The organism is Klebsiella sp. 141161 (assembly GCF_050600815.1).
In the GTDB taxonomy this organism is placed as follows: Bacteria; Pseudomonadota; Gammaproteobacteria; order Enterobacterales; family Enterobacteriaceae; genus Klebsiella; species Klebsiella aerogenes.
Window position 1 is genome coordinate 25789 of record NZ_JAQIRN010000013.1, and the last position, 24739, is coordinate 50527.

A 24739-nucleotide genomic window follows, 5' to 3' on the forward strand; every position below is an offset into this window, starting at 1 on the left:
CTTAATCAAACTTCATGCGCGTGGCTTTCAGATTCACAATCGCTAACGCCCCAACCAGCAGGAAGATAAGCGTGGCGATAGCCGCCGCCAGGCCGAAGTCCTGACCGCCGCCGCCTTCAAAGGCGATACGATAGGTGTAGCTCACCAGCAGGTCGGTATAACCGGCCGGCGTGGTGGTGCCGAGACGGTCCGGGCCACCGTTGGTTAACAGTTGAATCAGCACGAAGTTGTTAAAGTTAAAGGCGAAGCTGGCAATCATCAGCGGCGTGAGCGGTTTGATCAGCAGCGGTAGCGTAATTTTAAAGAAGTTCTGGAACGGGCCCGCGCCATCCATCGCCGACGCCTCGTACAGATCGTCCGGAATCGCCTTCAGCAGCCCCATGCACAGAATCATCATGTACGGGTAGCCCAGCCAGGTGTTGACGATGATGATCATCGTGCGTGCGGTGGTTGGGTCGCTAAACCAGGCTGGTTTAATGCCGAACAGCGCGCTCAGCATCATGTTGATTTCACCAAAGCTCTGGTTAAACAGCCCTTTGAAAATCAGTATTGAGATAAATGACGGCACTGCATACGGCAGAATCAACAACACGCGGTAAATCGCTTTGCCCTTCAACGCTTCCCACTGCACCAGGCAGGCCAGCACCATTCCCACGGCGACGGTCAAAATCACCGTCAGCACCGAGAACACCACGGTCCAGACGAAAATGGCGAAGAACGGTTTCTGGATCCCTTCATCCTGGAAAACGCGGGTGAAGTTATCCCAGCCGATGGTAACGGTATAACCCGGGCTCAGCTTCTCATTGCCCCAGCTGCCATCGGCATTGATGGATTGATAAAAGCCGATGTCGGCGTTAGGGCGATATTTTACGCCGCTTTGGTTGTTAGTGAGCGTGCCGTCGTTGGCCAGCGCGTACAGCGGTTGGGTACCGGAGAACTGGCGCAGTGAACTCATAATCACTTTGCTTTCATCCGGCAGCACGGCGGTCAGTTGGTTCAGCGCGGCGCGGTTCTGGGTGATTACGCGTAAATTCGCGCGTTCGCCTTGCGGCAGGACATCGGCTTCTTTTAACGCCAGCTTCTGCTCGCCGCCAAATTTAAAGGCTTCGGAGAGATAATTTTTACCGCTTTCACCGTCCGTCAGCGCCAGCTGCCACTCATCGCCCGCCGGGTAGAGTGAGAAGTTATAGGCTTTGCCGGCCTGGAAAGAACGGTCCATCAGTACCTGCTGGGCGCGTTCGAAGGTGAGCTGGTTGGTGCTGCTGTAGTTAGTGAAGGCGATGGCAATGGTACAGATCAGCGGAAACAGAACAAACAGCCCCATCCCGGCGAGACCCGGATAAACATAGCGCCAGGCGTAAGCCTTGCGATTAGAAAAAATATACAGGCCAACCGAGCTTAAAATCAGCGTCATGATGGCGAACAGGTACTCCCCCTGGGCGTACATTAAAACAACAAGGTAACCCACCAGCAGGCACAGCAAACCAATCACAGACCATGTGAGTTGCGGGCTTTGCCACCAGTGTTTCTTTTTAACGGCATCCATGGGGATCATCCTCTACAACGTTAAATATCTGTCGACAAAAGTGCCTGATGGCGCTGCGCTTATCAGACCTACTGGGTGCGTAGGCCGGATAAGGCATTGATGCCGCCATCCGGCACGTGTGCGACGGTATTACTTGGTGATACGGCCCTGTGCATCCTTCAGTGCGGCATCGACGGTCTGACGGCCGCTTGCGGCGTTGATAACCGCGGTACGGACGGCATACCAGAATGCAGACATCTGCGGAATGTTCGGCATGATTTCGCCTTTCTGCGCGTTAGCCATGGTGGCGGCGATACGCGGGTCTTTTTCCAGCTTCTCCTGGAAGGATTTCAGCGCCACGGCGCCCAGCGGTTTATCGTTGTTCACCGATTCCAGGCCCTGATCGGTCATCAGGTAGTTTTCAAGAAACTCTTTCGCCAGTTCTTTATTCGGGCTGGCGGCGTTAATCCCGGCGCTCAGTACGCCAACGAATGGTTTAGACGGTTTGCCTTTGAAGGTCGGCAGCAGAGTAACGCCGTAGTTAACCTTACCTTTGTCGATGTTCGACCACGCCCACGGACCGTTGATGGTCATCGCGGTTTCGCCTTTGTTGAACGCCGCTTCCGCGATGGAGTAGTCGGTGTCGGCATTCATGTGTTTATTCTTGATGAGGTCGACCAGGAAGGTCAGACCGGCTTTTGCCCCGGCGCTATCGACGCCGACGTTTTTCACGTCGTATTTGCCGTTTTCAAACTTAAACGCGTATCCGCCATCGGCGGCAATCAGCGGCCAGGTGAAGTACGGTTCTTGCAGGTTGAACATCAGCGCGCTCTTACCTTTCGCCTTCAGCTCTTTATCCAGCGCAGGGATCTCTTCCCAGGTTTTCGGCGGGTTCGGGACCAGGTCTTTGTTATAAATCAGCGACAGGGCTTCCACTGCCACCGGGTAAGCGATCAGTTTGCCGTTGTAGCGTACGGCATCCCAGGTGAACGGATAGAGTTTGTCCTGGAACGCTTTATCCGGGGTGATTTCCGCCAGCAGACCGGACTGCGCGTAGCCGCCAAAACGGTCATGCGCCCAGAAGATGATATCCGGGCCGTCGCCGGTCGCCGCAACCTGCGGAAACTTCTCTTCCAGCTTATCCGGATGTTCTACGGAAACTTTAATGCCGGTATCTTTTTCGAACTTTTTACCCACTTCAGCGAGGCCGTTATAGCCTTTATCGCCGTTAATCCAGATAACCAGCTTACCTTCTTCAATTTTTGCGAGGGCAGAGGCGGAAAACATCATCGTCGTCAATGCAGACAGCGCGAGGATGCGAGCGCCAGTTTTGATTTTCATATACCCGTCCTATTTGGTGATGTGCTCGTGGATACACTTGAGTGGTTTAACGCTGATGAGTTTCCTTTTTTAACAACCTCTTTCCATCCTCCCTATGTCTACGCCCCGCCCGCTGTTTATGTGATCCGCATTGCAGAAATGCCGGTAATGGGCCCTGGAGCACATAAAAAAGCCACCGTTTTTGTCGCTTCGATCACGAAATGACCCTTTGCCGGGAACTTCCGGCGGCGAGAGGAAATTTCTCATCCTCCCGTCTCCTCCCCCATCAAAAACCCGGGGGGTGGAGGATTTGCCAACGCAATGAATGCCGCATAGTCAGCCCATCTTGAATGTGTCTTTAAGTGACAGGTTGTAACGAAGGGAGAAGGGCATGGCGAGCGTACAGCTACGAAATGTAACGAAAGCCTGGGGCGACGTGGTGGTATCTAAAGATATCAATCTCGAGATCCAGGATGGGGAGTTCGTCGTGTTTGTAGGACCGTCGGGCTGCGGCAAATCCACCCTGCTGCGTATGATTGCCGGACTGGAAACGGTCACCAGCGGCGATCTGTTTATTGGCGATACCCGAATGAACGATGTGCCGCCCGCCGAGCGCGGTATCGGCATGGTATTCCAGTCTTATGCGCTCTATCCCCACCTTTCCGTTGCCGAAAACATGTCTTTTGGCCTGAAGCTGGCCGGGGCGAAAAAAGAGGTGATTAACCAGCGCGTGACTCAGGTCGCCGAAGTGTTACAGCTGGCGCACCTGCTGGAGCGTAAGCCGAAAGCGCTCTCCGGCGGCCAGCGTCAGCGCGTGGCCATTGGCCGTACCCTGGTCGCCGAGCCGCGGGTTTTCCTGCTTGATGAACCCCTGTCCAACCTTGATGCCGCACTGCGCGTGCAGATGCGTATCGAAATCTCCCGTCTGCATAAGCGCCTTGGCCGCACGATGATTTACGTCACCCACGATCAGGTGGAAGCCATGACCCTGGCCGACAAAATCGTGGTGCTGGATGCCGGCCGCGTCGCGCAGGTCGGGAAACCGCTGGAACTCTATCACTATCCGGCAGACCGCTTTGTCGCGGGCTTTATTGGTTCGCCGAAGATGAACTTCCTGCCGGTCAAAGTCACCGCGACCGCCATCGAACAGGTACAGGTCGAACTACCGAACCGCCAGCAGGTCTGGCTGCCGGTAGACAGCGCTCACGTTCAGGTCGGCGCCAATATGTCTTTGGGTATCCGCCCTGAACACCTGCTGCCGAGCGACATCGCCGATGTCACCCTCGAGGGCGAAGTGCAGGTGGTCGAACAGCTTGGTCACGAAACGCAAATTCATATCCAGATCCCCGCCATCCGTCAGAACCTGGTGTACCGCCAGAATGACGTGGTGTTGGTAGAAGAGGGAGCCACATTCGCCATCGGTTTGCCGCCGGAGCGCTGCCATTTATTCCGTGAGGATGGCACCGCTTGTCGTCGGTTGCATAAAGAGCCGGGCGTATAAGGTTCCCCATTAAAAGAAGACGCGAACCCAGCGCGCAGCCAACCATGCGGCGGCCGACGGGGAAGTGTTCAAAGAAAAGCAATGATCTCAGGAGATAGAATGATGATTACTCTGCGCAAACTTCCACTGGCGGTAGCCGTTGCGGCGGGCGTGATGTCTGCCCAGGCGCTGGCTGTCGATTTCCACGGCTACGCCCGTTCCGGTATTGGCTGGACCGGCAGCGGCGGCGAACAGCAGTGCTTCCAGGCCACCGGCGCTCAAAGTAAATACCGTCTCGGTAACGAATGTGAAACTTACGCTGAACTGAAACTGGGCCAGGAAGTGTGGAAAGAGGGCGATAAGAGCTTCTACTTCGATACCAACGTTGCCTACTCGGTATCGCAGCAGAACGACTGGGAATCTACCAGCCCGGCCTTCCGTGAAGTTAACGTGCAGGGTAAAAACCTGATCGACTGGCTGCCGGGATCAACCCTGTGGGCCGGTAAGCGCTTCTATCAGCGTCATGACGTTCACATGATCGACTTCTACTACTGGGATATCTCCGGTCCTGGCGCCGGTATCGAAAACATCGATCTGGGCTTCGGTAAACTCTCTCTGGCCGCCACTCGTTCTTCTGAATCCGGCGGCTCGGCAACCTATGCTGACCGCGATCCGCTGACTGGCGAACGCGTTTATGATCATCTGGTACCGAACGACGTCTTCGATGTGCGTTTAGCGCAGATGGAAACCAACCCAGGCGGTACGCTGGAGCTGGGCGTGGACTATGGTCACACCAACGTGCCGGATGACTACTACCTGCAGCCGGATGCATCGAAAGATGGCTGGATGTTCACCGCTGAACATACCCAGAGCATCCTGAAAGGCTACAACAAATTTGTTCTGCAGTACGCGACCGACGCCATGACCTCCAACGGTAAAGGCGTACCGCAGGGCGGCAGCATCAATAACGATGGTTCCATGTGGCGTGTGCTTGACCACGGCGCGGTCTCTCTGGCGGACGATTGGGACATGATGTACGTCGCCATGTACCAGGACGTCAACCTGGACAACAACAACGGTACCAAATGGTGGACCGTCGGCGTACGTCCTATGTACAAATGGACGCCGATCATGAGCACCCTGTTGGAAGTCGGCTACGATAACGTCAAATCGCAGAAAACCGGCGACAGCAACAACCAGTACAAAATCACCCTGGCGCAACAGTGGCAGGCGGGCGACAGCATCTGGTCCCGTCCGGCAATTCGTCTGTTCGCCACCTACGCGAAGTGGGATGAGAAGTGGGGTTACACCGATAGCGGTGTTGCTATGCGCGATACCTCTGGTACCGGCATCAACACTTCCAGCCGCGGCGACAACGATGAGTGGACCTTCGGCGCCCAGATGGAAATCTGGTGGTAATGCAATCCGCATCATGATGAGTAAAGAGGGGCGGCAGCCCCTCTGTTTTCGGCCCAGCGCGCTATTGCCTGGCTAACGCTCGGCCATAGGAATTGAGGTGATAACAATGAATATGAAGAAAAGTCTCGTTGCCCTCTGCCTGTCCGCCGGCCTGCTGGCCAGCGTACCCGCAGTCAGTTTTGCTGATGTCAATTTCGTGCCGCAGAATACCTCTGCCGCGCCGTCAATCCCGGCTTCCTCGCTGCAGCAGTTGACCTGGACGCCGGTCGATCAATCGAAAACCCAAACCTCCAAAGTGGCGATCGCCGGACAAACGTTGAATGTCCCCGGTATCGCCGGGCCGGTGGTGGCCTATAGCGTACCGGCCAATATCGGCGAGTTAACCCTGACGCTGACCAGCGAAGTCGACAAACAGACCAGCGTCTACGCGCCAAACGTGCTGATCCTCGATCAGAGCATGACGCCGTCCGCCTTCTTCCCGAGCAGCTATTTTACCTATCTGGAGCCGGGCGTAATGAGCGCCGACCGCCTGGAAGGAGTAATGCGCCTGACGCCGGCGCTGGGACAGCAGAAAATTTATGTGCTGGTGTTTACCACTCCTCAGGATCTGCAGCAGACCACTAAATTAATCGACCCGGCGAAAGCCTACGCGAAAGGCACCGGTAACGCGGTGCCGGACATTCCGGATCCGATCGCTAAACATACCACTGACGGCACCTTGAGCCTGAAGGTGAAAACGTCTTCGAGTTCCAGCGTGCTGGTGGGCCCGCTGTTTGGATCTTCCGGTCCTGGCCCGGTGACCGTCGGCAATACCGCGGCGCCGGTCTATAACGCCCCGGCCGCTGCGCCTGTTGTCGCGCCGGCTGCTGCCGCCCCAGCGGCGAAAAGCGAACCGATGCTTGACGATACCGAAACCTACTTCAACAACGGTATCAAGAAAGCGGTGAAACAAGGCGATATCGACAAAGCCCTGAAATTGATGAACGAAGCTGAGCGCCTCGGCTCGAAATCTGCTCGTTCCACCTTTATCAGCAGTGTAAAAGGCAAGGGGTGACCGTCTCCCCACAATGCTGATGTTTAGGCACAGCCTTTAGGTGCGTCCGCCTGGACGCACTTTTTTTTATCGCGCAGCGGCAACTGTTGCATGCCTGTTGCGCGGATGATCGTATATTGACGTTTGCCCGCCCTCAAAACGCTATTCTGCGATACAATGCCTGCACGTTTTGTACCGGAGAATCAGGCATGCCACATCCTGCGCTTACGCAACTGCGTGCGCTGCGCTATTTTGCCGCCATACCCGAGCTGGACGCGCCGCTGCGCGACTGGCTGTTGCTGGAAGACTCAATGACCAAACGCTTTGAGCAACAAGGGAAAAAGGTCACCGTGACCATGATTAACGAAGGTTTCGTCGGGCGCGACGCGCTGGCTGGCGAAGAATCCCTGCTGCCGGAAGAAGCGCGTTATTGGCTGCGGGAGATCATTCTTTGCGCCGATGGCGAACCCTGGCTTGCCGGTCGTACCCTCGTGCCGGAATCGACGCTATGCGGCCCGGAATTAGCCCTGCAGCAGCTGGGGCAGACGCCGCTGGGCCGGTATCTGTTTACATCGTCGACGTTAACCCGTGATTTTATTGAGATTGGTCGTAGTGCACAGCTGTGGGGGCGACGTTCCCGTCTCCGGCTGAGCGGCAAACCGCTGCTGCTGACAGAGCTTTTTCTGCCTGCATCGCCATTGTATTAAGAGGAAGAGAAAATGGAGTGGAGTCTGACGCAGAATAAGCTGTTGGCGTTTCACCGCCTGATGCGTACTGACAAACCAATCGGCGCGCTATTGCTGCTGTGGCCGACGCTGTGGGCGTTATGGGTGGCTTCACCCGGGGTGCCGCCGTTGTGGATTCTGGCGGTGTTTGTCGCTGGCGTCTGGTTGATGCGCGCCGCCGGCTGCGTGGTGAATGACTATGCCGACCGTAAATTTGATGGTCACGTTAAGCGTACGGCTCGTCGCCCGCTACCAAGTGGTGAGGTCACGGAAAAAGAAGCGCGGATATTATTCGCGGTGCTGGTAGGGCTCTCCTTCCTGCTGGTGCTGACGCTCAATACCATGACCATCCTGCTGTCGGTCGCGGCGCTGGCGCTAGCCTGGGTCTATCCTTTTATGAAGCGCTATACCCATCTGCCGCAGGTGGTGCTGGGCGCGGCCTTTGGCTGGTCGATCCCGATGGCTTTCTCGGCGGTGAGTGAAGCGCTGCCGCTCAGCTGCTGGCTGATGTTCCTCGCTAATATTCTGTGGGCGGTCGCTTACGATACCCAGTATGCGATGGTCGATCGCGACGATGATGTCAAAATTGGCATTAAGTCGACGGCGATCCTGTTCGGTGAAAACGATCGTTTGATTATCGGTATTCTGCAGGTTGCCGTGCTGGTATTGATGGGTGCGGTGGGCTGGCTGAATGGGCTGAACTGGGAATTCTACTGGTCGCTGTTTATTGCGGCAGGATTGTTTGTCTGGCAGCAGAAGCTTATCTTCAAGCGCGAACGCGATAACTGCTTCAAAGCGTTTATGAATAATAACTACGTTGGGCTGGTGCTGTTTCTCGGTCTGGCGATGAGTTACCTGCAGTAAATCCTTCTTTCCCCGACTCGCGCCGCGAGCCGGGGAACAGAAGCCGCAATATTATGCGTCGTCCTGAGCGGCGCTCTCAATCGTCAAACGTACATCTGACGTAATCAAATCCGCCAGCATCTGGTAGACCTTCAGGGTCTCTGCCGGCTCGGCATCGCCGGTATCGCTGATGTAGCCTTCGTCACGCAGGGTCAGCACCAGGGTACTGAACACCGCCTTATCGAAGAACTCCGGCGCGTTGATACCGTGCAGTACCGACAGACGCTGCGCCATGGTGCGGCTCTCTTTTTCCAGCGTACTGCGGTTGATGGACGGGTTGGCGCTCAACAGCCAGAAGGTGATCGCGTAGCGCTGTAACGTCTCGCGCGCGCCGGCGGCCAATAGCTGCAGGGAACGAGAGTGCGCCGGGTTGACGCTCATCTCATCGCCATTCAGTACCACCAGGCCCTGACGCTGCATTTCCGCCATCAGCGCATCGATAACGCCCGCCAGTTCTGCTTTTTCCCAGCGCAGGAACAGCTCGGCTTTCAGGAACGGATAGAACATCTCGACATGACGCAGCACTTCGCTACGGGAGATGCGGCGATGCTGGGTCACGATAGCGGCCAGCAGCGACGGCATCACCAGCATATGGGCGATGTTGTTGCGATAGTAGGTCATCAGCACCGCCTGCTCGCGCGGCAGGATGATGATATCGCCGATGGTGTCTTTCTCGACTTCGAACTTGTTCATCTGCAGCGCGTGGTCGATAAGCTCGCTGGCGGAAGCCGTCGGCGCGGTCGAATCGGTGGAGTACGGCACGTTACGCAGCAGGTCGAGGTAGCAATCCAACTGCTGGGTCAGCTGCTCACGGGTCAAAGAACGCTGACGCGACGCCAGAAGCGCCGTACAGCACAGGTTCATGGCGTTGGCCGCCCCGGCATTGTTGATGCGCACCATCAGATCGGCGGCGATATTATTCACCGTCGGCGTCAGCCAGGAAGGGCGGACGGCTTCTATAGGATCGATGGCTTCGCGCCATTCCGGCACGTGCTGATTGAGGTAGGTCATCAGCGGCAGCGGCTCGCCGAAGTTAACGTAGCCCTGGCCGAGATTACGCAGCTTGCTGAGGCCGCGCACCATCTGCGGCAGGCTCTCTTTTTCTTTTGTCGCGCCGCGCAGCTCTTTGGCGTAGGTACCGACTTCCATCACGTGCTCGTAGCCGATATAAATCGGTACCAGGGTGATGGGGCGACTACCGCCGCGCAGCATCGCCTGGATAGTCATCGACAGGGTGCCGGTTTTCGGATCCAGCAGGCGGCCGGTACGGGAACGCCCGCCTTCGACAAAGTATTCCACCGAATAACCACGGCTGAACAGCTCGCCAAGATATTCGCGGAATACCGTGGAGTAGAGCTTGTTGCCCTTAAAGGTACGGCGAATAAAGAAAGCGCCCAGGCGGCGGAAAATCGGCCCGGCCGGCCAGAAGTTGAGGTTTATGCCGGCGGCGATATGCGGCGGCACCAGCCCCTGATGATAAAGCACATAAGAGAGCAGCAGGTAGTCCATATGGCTACGGTGACAGGGCACATAGACAATCTCATGGCCATCATGCGCCAGCTGGCGTACGCGCTCGGCGTTATGCACGTTAATCCCCTGATACAGACGGTTCCAGGTAAAGCCCAGAATACGGTCAGTCAGGCGGATCATTTCATAAGAGAAGTTAGCGGCAATCTCTTCCATCAGCGCGATGGCGTTCTGCTGGGCCTTCTCGTGAGAAATCTTCTTGCTGCGCGCTTCATCTTCTACCGCGCGGGCGATAGCTTTCGATGCCAGCAGCTTGTTGAACAGATCCTGGCGGGCAGGGAGGCGCGGGCCGACGGCGGCCAGACGTTGACGGGCAAAGTGCATACGCGCCACGCGGGCCAGCTTCTGGGCGATGATTTTATCGGTCCCGTGCTCATCCGCCATGCGGCGCAGAGAGACAGAAGGCGAGAAACGCACGAAGCTATCGCGGCCAAGCCAGGAGACGGCGAAGAATTTCTGAATACCGTTAAGCATCCGCAGCGGCGGATTCTCTTCGCCTTTTTCACGACCCGGCGCGCGGCCGAACATGACTGACACCGGTACCATTTGCACGTCGAGGTCGGGATGGTTACGGTGCAGATCCAGGTAGTCGTGGAACAGCTTGATGGACTCTTCTTTCGGCGTGTAGTAGGTAAACACGCGCGGACCGCCGTGGATGAAAACGTAGCGCGGCAGCAGCGTGCCGTCGATTTCCAGCGGTTCAAAAGGGTCGGGTAAATCATGCGTCAGGCACTGGGCGCGCAGGGTAAGCAGGTCCGCCTTGGAGTTATAAGGCAAGACGTACATTATCGGACGCGAGGTATCGAGCCCTAATTCCTGAGCAGGTTCTGCCGGAATAGACTTGCTTTTTACCAGCACCCGTAATGGTAAATTCAGTAATTTATAGTAAATTCGTTGCCAGCCGGACATAAACGATGTGAAGCCTCTGGTTAATCATGCAAATGCGCGGCAAGAATAACAGAAAGCGTACAAAATTTCCGTTGTCACACGGCAAACACGTACACTCAGCGACGTCATTTACATTAAAAGGTTCTTTTTGATGGCCAATAATACCACTGGGTTAACCAGAATCATTAAAGCAGCAGGTTATTCCTGGAAAGGTTTCCGCGCGGCGTGGATGAACGAAGCCGCTTTCCGCCAGGAAGGCGTCGCCGCTATTGTGGCCGTGGCGATAGCCTGCTGGCTGGATGTCGATGTCATTACGCGAGTCCTGCTCATTGGCTCGGTCCTGTTAGTGATGATAGTCGAAATTCTAAACAGCGCGATTGAAGCGGTGGTTGACCGAATCGGGCCTGAGCATCATGAGCTTTCCGGGCGCGCCAAGGATATGGGTTCGGCGGCGGTACTGCTGGCGATAATCATCGCGTTGATCACCTGGACCATGCTTTTGTGGTCGCATTACCGCTAAGTCTTGTCGGCAACGCTCGCAAAACGCAAAGAATCTCCTGATTTTTATATGATATGTGGTTCCAAAATCACCATTAGCTGTATATACTCACAGCATAACTGTATATACACCCAGGGGGCGGAATGAAAGCGTTAACGACCAGGCAGCAAGAGGTGTTTGATCTCATCCGGGATCACATCAGCCAAACGGGCATGCCGCCGACGCGTGCGGAAATTGCTCAGCGCTTGGGGTTCCGTTCCCCGAACGCGGCGGAAGAACACCTCAAAGCGCTGGCGCGTAAAGGCGCGATTGAAATCGTCTCCGGCGCTTCACGCGGCATTCGTCTGCTGACGGAAGAAGAACATGGCCTGCCGCTGATTGGCCGCGTCGCCGCGGGCGAGCCGCTGCTGGCGCAGCAGCATATTGAAGGTCACTACCAGGTTGATCCGGCGATGTTTAAACCGAATGCCGACTTCCTGCTGCGCGTTAGCGGGATGTCGATGAAAGACATCGGTATCCTCGACGGCGATCTGCTGGCGGTGCATAAAACTCAGGACGTGCGTAACGGCCAGGTCGTCGTCGCGCGTATCGATGAAGAAGTCACCGTAAAACGTCTGAAAAAGCAGGGCAACGTCGTTGAACTGCTGCCGGAAAACAGCGAGTTTTCCCCAATCGTCGTCGATCTGCGCCAGCAGAGCTTCACCATTGAAGGTCTGGCCGTCGGCGTGATCCGTAACGGTGAGTGGCTGTAACTCCCGTCCTAACGCAGCGTCATCATGATGCATGACGCTGCGATGTTCCTCCTCTGTCTGGTCCCTCTTCATGCTGCTCAACGCCGCCGATAAAGCACTGTGGCGCCTCGCGCTACCGATGATTTTCTCTAACATTACCGTTCCGCTGCTTGGGCTGGTCGATACTGCCGTTGTCGGCCATCTCGATAGTCCCGTCTATCTTGGCGGCGTCGCCGTCGGCGCGACGGCGACCAGTTTCCTCTTTATGCTGCTGCTGTTCCTGCGAATGAGCACCACTGGCTTAACCGCTCAGGCCTATGGGGCCAAAGATCCGCAGCGGCTGGCGCGCGCGCTGGTACAACCGCTGATCCTGGCGCTGGCCGCCGGGCTGCTCATCGTTCTGTTCCGCATGCCGCTCATTGACTTCGCGCTGCATATCGTCGGCGGCAGCGAGGCGGTACTGGAACAGGCCAGGCGGTTCCTTGAAATCCGCTGGCTCAGCGCCCCGGCGTCGTTGGCCAACCTGGTGCTGTTAGGGTGGTTGCTTGGCGTCCAGTACGCTCGCGCCCCGGTCATCCTGCTGGTGGTCGGTAATTTGCTGAATATCGTGCTCGATCTGTGGCTGGTGATGGGGCTGCATATGAACGTGCAGGGGGCGGCATTGGCGACGGCGCTGTCGGAATACGCCACCTTTATCATCGGCCTGCTAATGGCGAAACGGGTGCTGGCGCTACGCGGCGTGACGTTTGCCATGTTGAAAGAGGCGTGGCGCGGCAATATGCGGCGCCTGCTGGCGCTTAACCGCGACATCATGCTGCGTTCGCTGCTGCTGCAGCTCTGTTTTGGCGCTATCACCGTCTTCGGCGCCCGTCTTGGCAGCGACGTGGTGGCGGTCAATGCGGTACTGATGACCATGCTGACCTTTACCGCTTACGCGCTGGACGGTTTTGCCTATGCCGTCGAAGCCCATTCCGGGCAGGCCTACGGCGCGCGTGACGGTAGCCAACTGCTGGAAGTCTGGCGCGCGGCCTGCCGGCAATCGGGAATGGTCGCGCTGGCGTTCGCGCTGATCTATAGCGTGGCGGGTGAGCATATCGTCGCGCTATTGACCTCTATCCCATCATTGCAGCAGCTGGCAGACCGCTATCTGTTCTGGCAGATGATCCTGCCGGTGATTGGCGTCTGGTGTTATCTGCTGGATGGCATGTTTATTGGCGCGACGCGCGGCGCGGAGATGCGTAATAGCATGGCGGTAGCCGCCGCGGGGTTTGCGGTAACGTTGCTCTCTGTGCCCATGCTCGGCAACCACGGCCTATGGCTGGCGCTGGCGGTGTTCCTCGCGCTGCGCGGGCTTTCGCTGGCGCTCATCTGGCGCCGCCACTGGCAGCGTGGCACCTGGTTTAATTCACCCTCCTGAAAGTAAGTATCCCGGCTGAGCGCAGCGCGAGCCGGGAAAATTCCCCCAGCGTTTTCAATCGGCATGATGGTTAAAAATTCCGAATAACTAATCGGCGTCAGCATTGTCATCTATAGTTATTACCATGTCCGGAACAAAACGGGCTGTTAACCCACCGAATCATGAGGACGTAATGATGAATAAAGACGAAATCAGCGGTAACTGGAAACAGTTGAAAGGTAAAGCCAAGGAACAGTGGGGTAAACTGACCGATGACGATATGACGGTCATTGAAGGGAAGCGCGATCAGCTAGTCGGTAAAATTCAGGAACGCTACGGCTATGCGAAAGATCAGGCCGAAAAAGAGGTGTCTGACTGGGAGCGTAAGAACGATACGCGCTGGTAGCGAATTCTGTTTTGACCCCCTGTTTATGCCTGTCTAACGGCATAGCGATATGCCGTAGCTTCCCGCTGACGTCGCCCGACTCAGCGGGCTTTCTTTTTAATCTGGATAGTATGATCGTGATGGCAGTGTTCGCGGGCGCTGCAGGCTTCGACTTCCACGCAGGCCGCGCACAACCCATGCGCTTCAATCACATTATGCCGTAGAGCAAAGCCCATTCTGGCCGCCAGCGTATGCATGATATCTTCTACGCCTTCCGCACACTCTTCTTTGACCACGCCGCAGCGATCGCAGATAAACATCGCCGAACTGTGGGTGGGCTGATCGAAAAGGTGGCACAGCACATAGCTGTTGGTCGATTCCACTTTGTGCACAAAACCTTGCTCCAGCAGAAACTCCAGCGCGCGATAGACCGTCGGCGGCTTCGCCTGCGGCTCTTTTTCTCGCAGCAGATCCAGCAGATCGTAGGCGCTAATCGCCCCTTGCTGCAGGCTCATCAGACGCAACACTTCCAGACGCTGCGGGGTCAGGCGTACGCCACGTTGCACGCAAAGCTTTTCAGCCTGCGCTAACATTTCTTGCGAAGTGGTGTTATCCATGAGCATCCTCTGGTTGCGTGATGTTGAAACTGTTACTTTATCACGAACCAGGTAAAACGCCGAGATCCTGCAAGCTTTGCTATACCTGATGTATCTCATTTTCGGGAGAAAACGATGAAACGACCTGATTGCATTCGACATTGGCGCGAACTGGAAGGTGCGGATGATTCCACCTACCCCGATAGTCACGAGCTTTTTTCTATTGGCGCGCCTCTTGCCCGCGGCCTACGGCTAAATCGGCTGGGCATCCATCATGAACGCTTACCGCCGGGACGAAGAACCTCTTATCCGCATGCGGAAAGCGATGAAGAAGAGTTTATCTATGTGCTGGAAGGTTTTCCGGAAGTCTGGATCAATGGCTATCTATGGAAGCTGGAGCCGGGCGATAGCGTTGGTTTTCCGGCGGGAACTGGCGTATGTCATACCTTCCTGAATAATACCGAGCAGGAGGTGCGGCTGCTGGTCGTTGGCGAAGCGAATAAAAAGCACAACCGTATCTACTATCCGTTGAACCCGGGTTATGCCGCGACTCGCCAGGACCGCTGGGTAGATCACCCTCCGCAGTTCTTTGGCCCGCACGACGGTAAACCGCGTAAAATATAGGCCACATTTTCACCATGGTGCGTGGCGTTCGACGCTATGCGCCGTGGTTTGTGTTTGTGCTATAGTAGCGCCCCTTTTTACCCGGATGCTTATTTATTCGCCATGATGCCAGAATCCACGTCTACCGCTTTTGCCGCCCACCGTTTTTCTATCGCGCCCATGCTCGATTGGACCGACAGACATTGCCGCTACTTCCTGCGTCTGCTGTCGCGCCATACTCTGCTGTACACCGAAATGGTCACCACCGGCGCGATAATTCACGGTAAAGGCGACTACTTGGCCTATAGCGAAGAAGAACATCCGGTAGCGCTGCAGTTGGGCGGTAGCGATCCTGCGGCGTTAGCGCAATGCGCGAAGCTCGCCGAGGCGCGCGGCTATGATGAGATTAACCTCAATGTAGGTTGCCCCTCTGACCGCGTGCAAAACGGGATGTTTGGCGCTTGTCTGATGGGCAATGCCGCGCTGGTGGCGGACTGCATCAAAGCGATGCGCGACGTGGTGTCGATTCCGGTTACGGTAAAAACCCGTATCGGGATTGACGATCGGGATAGCTATGAATTCCTCTGCGATTTCATAGAGACCGTTTCCGGCAAAGGCGAGTGTGAAATGTTCATCATTCACGCGCGTAAAGCCTGGCTTTCCGGCCTGAGTCCGAAAGAGAACCGCGAAATCCCGCCGCTGGATTATCCGCGCGTCTGGCAACTGAAACGTGATTTTCCGCATCTGACGATGGCGATTAACGGCGGAATTAAATCTCTGGCAGAGGCTAAACAGCAGCTTGAGCATATGGACGGCGTGATGGTGGGGCGCGAAGCCTATCAAAACCCGGGCATTCTGGCTTCTGTGGATCGCGAAATTTTCGGCGTCGACGGCGCGGATGCCGATCCGGTGGCGGTGGTGCGCGCAATGTATCCCTATATCGAGCGAGAGCTCAGCAGCGGTACCTATCTTGGCCATATCACCCGCCATATGCTGGGATTGTTCCAGGGGATCCCCGGCGCGCGTCAGTGGCGCCGCTATCTCAGCGAAAACGCCCACAAAGCGGGCGCCGATATTAACGTGCTGGAGCACGCGCTGAAGCTGGTTGCCGATAAGCGTTAAACTTTTCGCTAAAAACTGGTCTATTTCGCCACGCCCTACAGCACTGCTGTGGGGCGTTTTGTTTTAATTCAATGAGTTATATCTGGCACGATTCTTGAAATAGCCAATCAGCTATCTGGTTATTTATTTCGGGAGAAGACCATGCTGGAACTCTTATTTGTTATTGGCTTTTTTGTCATGTTGCTGGTCACCGGCATCTCGCTGCTTGGCATTATTGCCGCGCTGGTCGTCGCCACCGCGCTGATGTTCTTTGGCGGCCTGTTCGCATTAATGTTTAAGCTGCTACCCTGGTTGCTGCTGGCGGTGGCCGTCGTATGGGTCATTCGGGCGATAAAATCGCCGACCACAACCCGCTATCGCCGCGAAGATCGCTGGCGCTACTAAGCCATCATTTTGGGGATTGAGCGGTGTGTCACAACCTGAGTAATTTTGCATAAAACAGCGTAGGCATTGCGTATTAAATCTGTCACTATTAGCGCGATAACGAATTCATCGCGCTGTACCCTACATACAGCCGAACAAAAAAAGTCAGGGCCTCCTTCGGGAGGCCCTAAACTTTTCCGGCGATCTCATCCCGTTACGGTAGCAGCAGGCTCGATCCCTCGGTCACCCGGCTTTCCAGGATCTCATGCGCGCGTCTGGCGTCACGCAGGGCGTATTTCTGATTATCCGCCACATCGACTTTGATCACGCCGCTGGCGATCAGCGAAAATAGCTCGTTGCTGGCTTCCGTCAGCTCTTCCCGGTTGGTGATGTAGCCTTGCAGAGAAGGGCGGGTCACATACAGTGAGCCTTTCTGATTGAGGATACCCAAATTCACGCCGGTTACCGGGCCAGATGAATTGCCGAAGCTGACCATCAGACCACGCCGCTGAAGACAATCGAGCGAGGCTTCCCAGGTATCTTTACCCACGGAATCGTAAACCACGGCGACTTTTTTACCGCCGGTTAGCGCTTTGACGCGCTCGGCAATATTTTCTTCGCGATAGTTAATGGTTTCCCAGGCGCCGGCCTGCCGGGCGCGCTGCGCTTTTTGCTCGCTGCCGACGGTGCCGATAAGTTTCGCCCCAAGCGCTTTCGCCCACTGGCAGGCAATCAGCCCCACGCCGCCCGCCGCCGCGTGGAACAAGAAGGTTTCATTGGCTTTTATTTCATAGGTTTTGCGCAGCAGATACCAGACGGTCAGCCCTTTAAGAAACGAGGCGGCGGCCTGCTCAAAGGAAATCGCATTCGGCAAAATCGCCGCTTTATCGGCATGTACGTTATGCACCGAACTATAAGCGCCAAGCGCGGACTGGGCATACACCACCCGATCGCCAACGTTGATATGTTTAACGCCGCTGCCGATTTTAGTAACGATACCGGCGGCTTCAGTGCCCAAACCGCTCGGCAGCGAGGGCGGTGGATACAAGCCGCTGCGGATGTAGGTGTCGATATAGTTGATACCGATAGCTTTGTTTTCTACCTGGATTTCGTGCTCGGCAGGATCGTTAGGGGTAAACTCGACCGCATGCAGAACCTCGGGGCCTCCGTGCGCGGGAAATTCAATTCGTGTTGCCATGTTTGCTCCTGTGCTGTTCTGATGTTATTGAATAAGCTTAACAGTCCGCTGCACAGGTGAGGGATTTTATTGCCGCGGATTTGAGGAGGCGTACAAGGATAGCTTGCGGCTGTTGTGCGGGCGCAGGAGTGAAGGACATGGAGCGTTTATGCTGAATTATAATTTTGACTACATTATTACCTTGATGGTTATGACGTTAGTGGTAGCGGCAGCGATGGTGTGTTTGATGTTGTTGTCGTTAAAGTCCAATAACCACAGAAAATTTTTTATTTTTGTCTGTGTGGCGATGGCGCTATTGGTTACGATGGCTTTCCATTATGGATGATAGCGTTCATCCATCAATTCCTCTTTCCGAAAACAGCAGTTCTATTGCGGCAACACGTTTGCCGCTATACTGTCACGCTCAATTGCGTATCGGTGAATTCTTAAGTTATGGCAGGAAATAAACCCTTCAACAAACCACAGACAGAACCTCGCGAACGCGATCCGCAGCTCGCCGGGTTGAAAGTCCCGCCGCACTCGATTGAAGCGGAACAGTCGGTGTTGGGCGGTTTAATGCTGGATAACGAGCGCTGGGACGACGTCGCCGAAAGGGTGGTGTCGGAAGATTTCTATACCCGTCCGCATCGTCATATCTTTACCGAGATGGCGCGCCTGCAAGAGTCAGGCAGCCCGATTGACCTGATCACTCTCGCGGAGTCGCTGGAGCGTCAGGGGCAACTGGATAGCGTCGGCGGCTTCGCCTACCTGGCCGAGCTCTCTAAAAATACGCCAAGCGCGGCGAACATCAGCGCGTATGCCGACATCGTGCGCGAACGCGCGGTGGTGCGTGAAATGATTTCGGTGGCCAACGAGATCGCCGAAGCCGGTTTCGACCCCCAGGGGCGCACCAGCGAGGACCTGTTGGATCTGGCGGAATCCCGGGTATTTAAAATTGCCGAAAGCCGGGCCAATAAAGACGAAGGGCCGAAGAACATCGCCGATGTGCTCGATGCCACCGTCGCCCGTATTGAACAGCTGTTCCAACAGCCGCATGATGGCGTCACCGGGGTGAATACCGGCTATGACGACCTCAATAAAAAGACCGCTGGGTTACAGCCTTCGGATCTGATTATCGTCGCCGCGCGTCCATCGATGGGTAAGACGACATTTGCGATGAACCTCGTGGAAAACGCAGCGATGCTGCAAGATAAGCCGGTATTGATCTTCAGTCTGGAGATGCCCTCCGAGCAGATCATGATGCGTTCTCTGGCCTCGCTATCGCGCGTCGATCAAACCCGTATCCGTACCGGTCAACTGGACGATGAAGACTGGGCGCGGATCTCCGGCACGATGGGTATCTTGCTGGAAAAACGTAATATCTATATCGATGACTCCTCCGGCCTGACGCCGACCGAAGTGCGTTCGCGCGCCCGCCGTATCGCCCGTGAGCACGGCGGTATCGGTCTTATCATGATCGACTACCTGCAGCTGATGCGCGTACCGTCGCTCTCCGACAACCGTACTCTGGAGATCGCCGAAATCTCCCGCTCGCTGAAGGCGCTGGCAAAAGAGCTGCAGGTGCCGGTGGTGGCGCTGTCGCAGTTGAACCGCTCTCTGGAACAGCGCGCCGATAAACGTCCGGTCAACTCCGACCTGCGTGAATCCGGCTCTATTGAACAGGATGCCGACTTAATCATGTTCATCTACCGTGATGAGGTTTATCACGAGAACAGCGACTTAAAAGGTATTGCTGAAATTATCATTGGTAAACAACGTAACGGCCCGATCGGTACGGTACGACTGACCTTTAACGGCCAGTGGTCGCGTTTCGATAATTATGCCGGCCCTCAGTATGACGATGAGTAAACCTCCGTCTGTCTTTTTTTAAGGAATTCAAATGCAAGCGGCAACTGTAGTTATCAACCGCCGCGCTCTGCGACACAACCTGCAACGCCTGCGTGAACTGGCTCCTGCCAGCAAACTGGTTGCGGTGGTGAAAGCGAACGCCTACGGACACGGCCTCCTTGAGACCGCGCGAACGCTGACCGACGCCGACGCCTTCGGCGTCGCCCGCCTGGAAGAGGCGCTGCGCCTGCGTGAAGGGGGCATTACCCAACCGATATTACTGCTGGAAGGCTTCTTTGAAGCGGCGGATCTGGCGCTGATTTCCGCGCAGCAACTGCATACCGTGGTACATAGCCCGGAACAGCTGGCGGCGCTCGAACAAGCGGAACTGGCCGAACCGGTTACCGTCTGGATGAAGCTGGATACCGGTATGCATCGCCTTGGCGTTCTGCCGGAACAGGCAGAAGCGTTCTATCAGCGGCTAAGCCGGTGCAAAAATGTTCGCCAGCCGGTGAATATCGTCAGCCATTTCGCCCGTGCCGATGAGCCGGAATGCGGCGCGACCGAGCGTCAGCTGGATATTTTCACCACCTTTACCGAAGGGAAACCAGGGCTGCGTTCTATTGCCGCCTCGGGCGGGATCCTGCTGTGGCCGCAGTCGCATTTCGACTGGGCGCGGCCGGGCATCATTCTCTACGGCGTTTCGCCGCTGGAGAACCACTCTACCGGTGAGGATTTCGGCTGCCTGCCGGTGATGTCGCTGACCTCCAGCCTGATTGCGGTGCGCGAGCATAAAGCCGGGGAGCCGGTGGGCTATGGCGGCACCTGGATTAGCGAGCGCGATACTCGCCTTGGGGTAGTGGCGATGGGTTATGGCGACGGTTATCCGCGCGCCGCGCCCTCCGGCACGCCGGTGCTGGTCAACGGCCGCGAAGTGCCGATTGTCGGTCGCGTGGCGATGGATATGATTTGCGTCGATCTCGGTCCTCAGGCGCAGGATAAATCCGGCGATCCGGTTGTGTTATGGGGAGAAGGGCTCCCCGTTGAGCGCATCGCGGAAATAACGAAAGTGAGTGCTTACGAACTTATTACCCGACTGACCTCCAGGCTGGCAATTCGTTACCTCGACTAACTACGGTCAGTGGCATATTTCCCCGATTACGCTACGCTTATCGGGGTAATGAGCAGGGGCGGCGCGCGGCGTCGCCCATGTTTGCAGCGATCTTTGCCGATAACTTACCAACATCCCCTCGACCTTCCCCAACTTCCGGTTTATTGTGTAAATACCTGCTTTCGTAAACCTGGAGATACATCTCGTGTTTCAAAAAGTTGACGCCTACGCCGGCGACCCCATTCTCTCCTTGATGGAGCGTTTCAAAGAAGATCCGCGTAGTGACAAAGTGAACCTCAGCATCGGTTTGTACTACAACGAAGACGGCATTATTCCGCAACTACAGGCCGTGGCGGATGCCGAAGCACAACTCAATGCTCAGCCGCACGGCGCTTCGCTGTATCTGCCGATGGAAGGGCTCAATAGCTACCGCCACGCCATTGCGCCGCTGTTATTTGGCGCCGACCATCCGGTGCTGAAACAAAATCGCGTAGCGTCAATTCAAACCCTGGGTGGCTCCGGCGCGCTGAAGGTTGGTGCCGATTTCCTCAAGCGCTACTTCCCGCAGTCGCACGTATGGGTTAGCGACCCGACCTGGGAAAACCACATCGCCATATTTGAAGGGGCTGGATTCGAAGTAAGTACTTACCCCTGGTTCGATGATGAGAGCAACGGCGTGCGTTTTGAAGCCTTCCTCGCCAAACTACAGACGCTCCCTGAGCGCGATATCGTGCTGCTGCATCCGTGTTGCCACAACCCGACGGGCGCCGATCTGAGCAACGCGCAGTGGGATGAAGTCGTTAAGGTGTTGAAAGCACGCAATTTAATTCCTTTCCTCGATATCGCCTATCAGGGCTTTGGCGCCGGTATGGAAGACGATGCCTACGCTATCCGCGCGATTGCCAGCGCTGGCCTGCCGATGCTAGTCAGCAACTCGTTTTCCAAAATCTTCTCCCTGTATGGCGAACGCGTCGGCGGTCTGTCCATTGTCTGCGATGATGCGGAAACGGCAGGCCGCGTGCTGGGCCAGTTGAAAGCGACGGTGCGTCGTAACTACTCCAGTCCGCCGAATTTTGGCGCGCAGGTGGTCGCGGCAGTATTGAACGACGCGGCGCTGAAAGCCTCATGGCTGGCGGAAGTGGAAGCGATGCGTACCCGCATCCTGGCGATGCGCCAGACGCTGGTAGAGGCGCTGAAAGAGGCCGTTCCCGGCAAGAACTTTGACTACCTGCTGAAGCAGCGCGGTATGTTTAGTTACACCGGTTTAAGCGCGGCACAGGTGGATCGTCTACGCGAAGAGTTTGGCGTCTACCTGATTGCCAGCGGCCGGATGTGCGTGGCAGGACTTAACTCGCGTAACGTCCAGCGCGTGGCTCAGGCGTTTGCTGCTGTAATGTAAGTGCTCACTTACTAAATCTCCCTCGCCAGCGTTAAGGCGAGGGGGAATATACCCCGAAGTGTGATCATGCTCTTTTTATATGACATCTGAGCAGAAAATCCTTTCTATCTGTGTGGGCAGGCGTTAAGGTCTTGGTGCATTTATAAGCTCACTCATTATTAAAAATAACAACGAATTGAATTTGCAATCCTGAGTAACGCAGGTTCAGCCGCCCTGTGTACGACGGGTGAAGGGATAAATATGCGTAAGTTAACTTTGGCCATTAGCGCCACCTGTCTGTTGTTCGCTCTTAATAGCTCCGTTGTCGCGCGCGCTTCCACCCCGCAGCCCATTTGGGAAGGGACGAATGTCGCGAAACTTGCCGAACAGGCGCCGATACATTGGGTATCCGTAGCGCAAATCGAAAATAGCCTGCTTGGCCGCGCGCCGATGGCGGTGGGGTTCGATATCGATGATACCGTGCTGTTCTCCAGCCCTGGTTTCTGGCGTGGGCAGAAAACCTATTCTCCGGGCAGCGAAGCCTATCTGAAGAACCCCGAGTTCTGGGAAAAGATGAATAACGGCTGGGACGAGTTCAGTATGCCGAAAGAAGTGGGCCGCCAGCTGATCGCGATGCATATTAAGCGCGGCGACAGCATTTACTTCGTGACCGGCCGCAGCCAGACCAAAACTGAGACCGTCTCTAAAACCCTGCAGGATGATTTCCTCATCCCCGGCGCTAACATGAACCCGGTGATTTTTGCCGGCGATAAGCCAGGCCAGAACACCAAAACCCAGTGGTTACGGGAGAAGAATATCAAAGTCTTCTACGGTGACTCTGACAACGACATCTCGGCGGCCCGCGACGCCGATGCGCGCGGAATTCGCGTGCTGCGCGCGGCAAACTCCTCCTACAAACCGCTGCCGATGGCCGGCTCGCAAGGGGAAGAGGTGATTGTGAATTCAGAATATTAAGGCGTGCGGAACACGGCGCTTCTGAACATGAAAAAGGCAGCCGCAGGCTGTCTTTTTTTTGTACGAATTTCAGCGTTTGAGGTTTTACCTTTTCGCTTCTTGCTGCAAACTTAGAAGGATTCACACATTACAGGAGTCGTTTATGTGGCATCAGCAAACCCTGACATTAGGCCCGAAATCTCGTGGTTTCCATCTGGTGACCAATGAAATTATTGGTCAAATTCGCGAACTCTCGCATATCAAGGTTGGCCTGCTGCATCTGTTACTCCAGCATACTTCCGCTTCCCTGACGTTAAATGAGAACTGCGATCCCACGGTCCGTTTTGATATGGAACAGCATTTTCTCAACGCCGTACCAGACAACGCGCCGTATGAACACGATTATGAAGGTCCTGATGATATGCCCTCGCACATTAAATCATCGCTGCTGGGCGTTTCTCTGATGTTGCCGGTGCAGAACGGCAACGTCATATTAGGGACCTGGCAGGGGATCTGGCTGGGGGAGCATCGTATTCACGGCGGCTCGCGGCATATCGTCGCAACGCTTATGGGAGAATAAAAAATGACCATATCGGATCTACTACAGTACTGCATGGCGAAGCCGGGCGCGGAACAAAGCGTTCATAGCGACTGGAAAGCGACGCAAATCAAGGTCGCAGACGTGCTATTCGCCATGGTGAAAGAAGTGGAGGATAAGCGGCCGGCCGTTGCGCTTAAAGCGAGTCCCGAGCTTACCGAACTGCTGCGCGAACAGCATCGCGATGTTCGCCCCAGCAGGCATCTGAATAAAGCTCACTGGAGCACGGTCTTCCTTGATGGCTCCCTGCCGGATTCGCAGATTTACTACCTGGTGGACGCCTCTTATCAGCAGGCGGTCGACCTGCTGCCGGAAGATAAGCGGCGGCAGTTAGCGTAGCTTATAGCCCGCCTGCCAGCGCCAGCAGCGCGATATCGAACAGCTTTAATAACGTCGACTGCAGCTGCGCCTGGCGTGCGATGCTCTGGTTGTTGGCGCGAATGCGGGCAATATCGCGCTGACCTTCCAGCAGTAGCCGTAGATCATCTTCGGTCAGCCAGCCCTGAGCTTTTTGCTGTAATGCCTGCAGTAAAAAGATGGCGCTATCGCGTACTTCGCGCTGCTCATCGCCAAGTACTTTATTCAGTAATGGCATCCATTCGGCGCTATCAATCGCGCAAGCGGACAACAGCGTGCGAATTTCCATGGTTGTCGGCATTATTCCCTCCCTGTTCGCTGACATTCGCCAGCGATAGCCTGTTGATAAAGATAAAGGGTCTGCCGCGTTAAATATTGCGCTTCGGCAGGGGTAAAGGGCGCACCCCGCATCTGGCGATGGGCGTAAACGCGTAAATAGTTACCTTCAAGTAGCCTGAAGTTTTCCTGGCGCAGCGCGTCGCTTTGGGCGATCGCCTGCACAAACTGCTGGCGAATCTGTTCATCTTCATCAGTCAATTGTTGATTGTCATCCGTGGCTGCGGTGGCGATGAACTGCAAATGCAACTGCTTGAGTGTGAGCAAATGCTGATAGGCCGTATCGCTGTAGCGGCCAACCCACGAGCAGGCGCTTAACGCACATAGCGCGGCGGCGATGATAAATAACGGAATGAGGCGTGGTACTCGCATAGTTTTCCCGGTATCGGTGGGCGATAGCGGCTATCAGACGCCAGAATGAGGCGCTGGGCAAATCACGAAGTCTCAGCGTAAAAAAATGAGATG

25 protein-coding genes are annotated in these 24739 nt (G+C 55.8%); 18 read left to right on the top strand and 7 right to left on the bottom strand.

Going from position 1 to position 24739, the window contains the following annotated elements; genetic code table 11:
- Position 1: 1 nt before the first annotated feature.
- Both malF and malE read right to left on the bottom strand, forming a co-directional pair.
- Positions 2-1546: a maltose ABC transporter permease MalF gene (gene malF, locus PGR79_RS23035; RefSeq protein ID WP_113374990.1), complete on the bottom strand. Its 1545-nt coding sequence runs from the start codon at positions 1544-1546 to the stop codon at positions 2-4.
- Between the two features lie 129 nt (positions 1547-1675).
- Positions 1676-2866, bottom strand: coding sequence for a maltose/maltodextrin ABC transporter substrate-binding protein MalE (gene malE / locus PGR79_RS23040; RefSeq protein WP_087858845.1), 1191 nt, complete (start codon positions 2864-2866; stop codon positions 1676-1678).
- 370 nt (positions 2867-3236) lie between these two features.
- On the opposite strand from malE, the gene malK reads away from it, so the two are divergent.
- The 5 genes from malK to ubiA all read left to right on the top strand — a co-directional run bounded on the left by malK (position 3237) and on the right by ubiA (position 8366).
- A complete protein-coding gene (gene malK, locus PGR79_RS23045) occupies positions 3237-4346 on the top strand; it encodes a maltose/maltodextrin ABC transporter ATP-binding protein MalK (RefSeq protein ID WP_015368770.1) in 1110 nt (369 codons plus the stop codon).
- 99 nt (positions 4347-4445) lie between these two features.
- Entirely contained in the window at positions 4446-5744 is a 1299-nt protein-coding gene (locus PGR79_RS23050; protein WP_015368769.1) for a maltoporin, read from the top strand.
- Between the two features lie 106 nt (positions 5745-5850).
- Entirely contained in the window at positions 5851-6798 is a 948-nt protein-coding gene (gene malM, locus PGR79_RS23055) for a maltose operon protein MalM (RefSeq protein ID WP_047066997.1), read from the top strand.
- 188 nt (positions 6799-6986) lie between these two features.
- Positions 6987-7484 carry a chorismate lyase gene (ubiC, locus tag PGR79_RS23060; protein ID WP_087858843.1) on the top strand — a complete coding sequence of 166 codons (498 nt, stop codon included), beginning with the start codon at positions 6987-6989 and terminating at the stop codon, positions 7482-7484.
- A 12-nt stretch (positions 7485-7496) separates the two neighbouring features.
- Positions 7497-8366 (top strand): 4-hydroxybenzoate octaprenyltransferase, encoded by an 870-nt coding sequence (gene ubiA, locus PGR79_RS23065; RefSeq protein ID WP_045396790.1) that lies wholly within the window; start codon positions 7497-7499, stop codon positions 8364-8366.
- 51 nt (positions 8367-8417) lie between these two features.
- On the opposite strand, the gene plsB is transcribed toward ubiA, so the two are convergent.
- Positions 8418-10841: a glycerol-3-phosphate 1-O-acyltransferase PlsB gene (plsB, locus tag PGR79_RS23070; protein WP_430922580.1), complete on the bottom strand. Its 2424-nt coding sequence runs from the start codon at positions 10839-10841 to the stop codon at positions 8418-8420.
- A gap of 130 nt (positions 10842-10971) precedes the next feature.
- On the opposite strand from plsB, the gene PGR79_RS23075 reads away from it, so the two are divergent.
- The 4 genes from PGR79_RS23075 (at position 10972) to PGR79_RS23090 (ending at position 13852) form a co-directional block, all read left to right on the top strand.
- The gene (locus tag PGR79_RS23075) at positions 10972-11340 is read left to right on the top strand and encodes a diacylglycerol kinase (RefSeq protein ID WP_113374994.1); all 369 of its coding nucleotides are present in this window, start codon (positions 10972-10974) and stop codon (positions 11338-11340) included.
- 122 nt (positions 11341-11462) lie between these two features.
- Positions 11463-12071, top strand: coding sequence for a transcriptional repressor LexA (lexA, locus tag PGR79_RS23080; RefSeq protein WP_015704040.1), 609 nt, complete (start codon positions 11463-11465; stop codon positions 12069-12071).
- 70 nt (positions 12072-12141) lie between these two features.
- Entirely contained in the window at positions 12142-13467 is a 1326-nt protein-coding gene (gene dinF / locus PGR79_RS23085; protein WP_430922582.1) for an MATE family efflux transporter DinF, read from the top strand.
- A gap of 175 nt (positions 13468-13642) precedes the next feature.
- A complete protein-coding gene (locus tag PGR79_RS23090; RefSeq protein WP_015704042.1) occupies positions 13643-13852 on the top strand; it encodes a CsbD family protein in 210 nt (69 codons plus the stop codon).
- Positions 13853-13932: 80 nt separating this feature from the next.
- Here PGR79_RS23090 and zur read toward each other — a convergent pair whose 3' ends face one another.
- Complete coding sequence (zur, locus tag PGR79_RS23095) at positions 13933-14448, bottom strand: zinc uptake transcriptional repressor Zur (RefSeq protein ID WP_045379090.1); 516 nt, start codon at positions 14446-14448, stop codon at positions 13933-13935.
- Between the two features lie 114 nt (positions 14449-14562).
- Between zur and PGR79_RS23100 the strand changes: the two genes are divergently transcribed.
- From PGR79_RS23100 to pspG, 3 genes are all read left to right on the top strand, one after another.
- Positions 14563-15051, top strand: a complete 489-nt coding sequence (locus tag PGR79_RS23100; protein WP_015368759.1) for a cupin domain-containing protein — start codon at positions 14563-14565, stop codon at positions 15049-15051.
- A 102-nt stretch (positions 15052-15153) separates the two neighbouring features.
- Positions 15154-16152 (top strand): tRNA dihydrouridine(20/20a) synthase DusA, encoded by a 999-nt coding sequence (dusA, locus tag PGR79_RS23105; RefSeq protein WP_087858839.1) that lies wholly within the window; start codon positions 15154-15156, stop codon positions 16150-16152.
- A gap of 141 nt (positions 16153-16293) precedes the next feature.
- Positions 16294-16536 (top strand): envelope stress response protein PspG, encoded by a 243-nt coding sequence (pspG, locus tag PGR79_RS23110; RefSeq protein WP_045396775.1) that lies wholly within the window; start codon positions 16294-16296, stop codon positions 16534-16536.
- 193 nt (positions 16537-16729) lie between these two features.
- On the opposite strand, the gene PGR79_RS23115 is transcribed toward pspG, so the two are convergent.
- Positions 16730-17713, bottom strand: a complete 984-nt coding sequence (locus PGR79_RS23115) for a quinone oxidoreductase (protein ID WP_213794922.1) — start codon at positions 17711-17713, stop codon at positions 16730-16732.
- A 432-nt stretch (positions 17714-18145) separates the two neighbouring features.
- On the opposite strand from PGR79_RS23115, the gene dnaB reads away from it, so the two are divergent.
- From dnaB to PGR79_RS23145, 6 genes are all read left to right on the top strand, one after another.
- The gene (gene dnaB, locus PGR79_RS23120) at positions 18146-19561 is read left to right on the top strand and encodes a replicative DNA helicase (protein WP_015368755.1); all 1416 of its coding nucleotides are present in this window, start codon (positions 18146-18148) and stop codon (positions 19559-19561) included.
- 31 nt (positions 19562-19592) lie between these two features.
- Positions 19593-20672 carry an alanine racemase gene (alr, locus tag PGR79_RS23125; RefSeq protein ID WP_271032795.1) on the top strand — a complete coding sequence of 360 codons (1080 nt, stop codon included), beginning with the start codon at positions 19593-19595 and terminating at the stop codon, positions 20670-20672.
- Between the two features lie 184 nt (positions 20673-20856).
- Entirely contained in the window at positions 20857-22050 is a 1194-nt protein-coding gene (gene tyrB / locus PGR79_RS23130; RefSeq protein WP_411326030.1) for an aromatic amino acid transaminase, read from the top strand.
- 240 nt (positions 22051-22290) lie between these two features.
- On the top strand, positions 22291-23004 hold the full coding sequence (gene aphA, locus PGR79_RS23135) for an acid phosphatase AphA (protein WP_015368752.1): 714 nt from the start codon (positions 22291-22293) through the stop codon (positions 23002-23004).
- Positions 23005-23146: 142 nt separating this feature from the next.
- Positions 23147-23563, top strand: a complete 417-nt coding sequence (locus tag PGR79_RS23140; RefSeq protein ID WP_113374999.1) for a secondary thiamine-phosphate synthase enzyme YjbQ — start codon at positions 23147-23149, stop codon at positions 23561-23563.
- A 3-nt stretch (positions 23564-23566) separates the two neighbouring features.
- Entirely contained in the window at positions 23567-23920 is a 354-nt protein-coding gene (locus PGR79_RS23145) for an MmcQ/YjbR family DNA-binding protein (protein ID WP_411326029.1), read from the top strand.
- A 1-nt stretch (position 23921) separates the two neighbouring features.
- On the opposite strand, the gene PGR79_RS23150 is transcribed toward PGR79_RS23145, so the two are convergent.
- Positions 23922-24239 carry a hypothetical protein gene (locus PGR79_RS23150; RefSeq protein ID WP_411326028.1) on the bottom strand — a complete coding sequence of 106 codons (318 nt, stop codon included), beginning with the start codon at positions 24237-24239 and terminating at the stop codon, positions 23922-23924.
- Positions 24239-24646 (bottom strand): hypothetical protein, encoded by a 408-nt coding sequence (locus PGR79_RS23155; RefSeq protein ID WP_411326027.1) that lies wholly within the window; start codon positions 24644-24646, stop codon positions 24239-24241. Before PGR79_RS23155 ends, PGR79_RS23150 begins: the two co-directional genes overlap by 1 nt.
- Between the last annotated feature and the right edge of the window lie 93 nt (positions 24647-24739).

Bases quoted from the DNA above. Each gene is read 5' to 3' on its own strand.
- PGR79_RS23090 (WP_015704042.1), top strand. From the start codon at position 13,643: ATGAATAAAGACGAAATCAGCGGTAACTGGAAACAGTTGAAAGGTAAA.
- pspG (WP_045396775.1), top strand. From the start codon at position 16,294: ATGCTGGAACTCTTATTTGTTATTGGCTTTTTTGTCATGTTGCTGGTC.
- malM (WP_047066997.1), top strand. From the start codon at position 5,851: ATGAATATGAAGAAAAGTCTCGTTGCCCTCTGCCTGTCCGCCGGCCTG.
- dusA (WP_087858839.1), top strand. From the start codon at position 15,154: ATGATGCCAGAATCCACGTCTACCGCTTTTGCCGCCCACCGTTTTTCT.
- PGR79_RS23150 (WP_411326028.1), bottom strand. From the start codon at position 24,239: ATGCCGACAACCATGGAAATTCGCACGCTGTTGTCCGCTTGCGCGATT.
- ubiA (WP_045396790.1), top strand. From the start codon at position 7,497: ATGGAGTGGAGTCTGACGCAGAATAAGCTGTTGGCGTTTCACCGCCTG.
- PGR79_RS23145 (WP_411326029.1), top strand. From the start codon at position 23,567: ATGACCATATCGGATCTACTACAGTACTGCATGGCGAAGCCGGGCGCG.
- PGR79_RS23140 (WP_113374999.1), top strand. From the start codon at position 23,147: ATGTGGCATCAGCAAACCCTGACATTAGGCCCGAAATCTCGTGGTTTC.
- PGR79_RS23100 (WP_015368759.1), top strand. From the start codon at position 14,563: ATGAAACGACCTGATTGCATTCGACATTGGCGCGAACTGGAAGGTGCG.
- dnaB (WP_015368755.1), top strand. From the start codon at position 18,146: ATGGCAGGAAATAAACCCTTCAACAAACCACAGACAGAACCTCGCGAA.
- plsB (WP_430922580.1), bottom strand. From the start codon at position 10,841: ATGTCCGGCTGGCAACGAATTTACTATAAATTACTGAATTTACCATTA.
- lexA (WP_015704040.1), top strand. From the start codon at position 11,463: ATGAAAGCGTTAACGACCAGGCAGCAAGAGGTGTTTGATCTCATCCGG.
- malE (WP_087858845.1), bottom strand. From the start codon at position 2,866: ATGAAAATCAAAACTGGCGCTCGCATCCTCGCGCTGTCTGCATTGACG.
- ubiC (WP_087858843.1), top strand. From the start codon at position 6,987: ATGCCACATCCTGCGCTTACGCAACTGCGTGCGCTGCGCTATTTTGCC.
- zur (WP_045379090.1), bottom strand. From the start codon at position 14,448: ATGGATAACACCACTTCGCAAGAAATGTTAGCGCAGGCTGAAAAGCTT.
- malK (WP_015368770.1), top strand. From the start codon at position 3,237: ATGGCGAGCGTACAGCTACGAAATGTAACGAAAGCCTGGGGCGACGTG.
- dinF (WP_430922582.1), top strand. From the start codon at position 12,142: ATGCTGCTCAACGCCGCCGATAAAGCACTGTGGCGCCTCGCGCTACCG.
- aphA (WP_015368752.1), top strand. From the start codon at position 22,291: ATGCGTAAGTTAACTTTGGCCATTAGCGCCACCTGTCTGTTGTTCGCT.
- PGR79_RS23050 (WP_015368769.1), top strand. From the start codon at position 4,446: ATGATGATTACTCTGCGCAAACTTCCACTGGCGGTAGCCGTTGCGGCG.
- PGR79_RS23075 (WP_113374994.1), top strand. From the start codon at position 10,972: ATGGCCAATAATACCACTGGGTTAACCAGAATCATTAAAGCAGCAGGT.
- PGR79_RS23115 (WP_213794922.1), bottom strand. From the start codon at position 17,713: ATGGCAACACGAATTGAATTTCCCGCGCACGGAGGCCCCGAGGTTCTG.
- alr (WP_271032795.1), top strand. From the start codon at position 19,593: ATGCAAGCGGCAACTGTAGTTATCAACCGCCGCGCTCTGCGACACAAC.
- malF (WP_113374990.1), bottom strand. From the start codon at position 1,546: ATGGATGCCGTTAAAAAGAAACACTGGTGGCAAAGCCCGCAACTCACA.
- PGR79_RS23155 (WP_411326027.1), bottom strand. From the start codon at position 24,646: ATGCGAGTACCACGCCTCATTCCGTTATTTATCATCGCCGCCGCGCTA.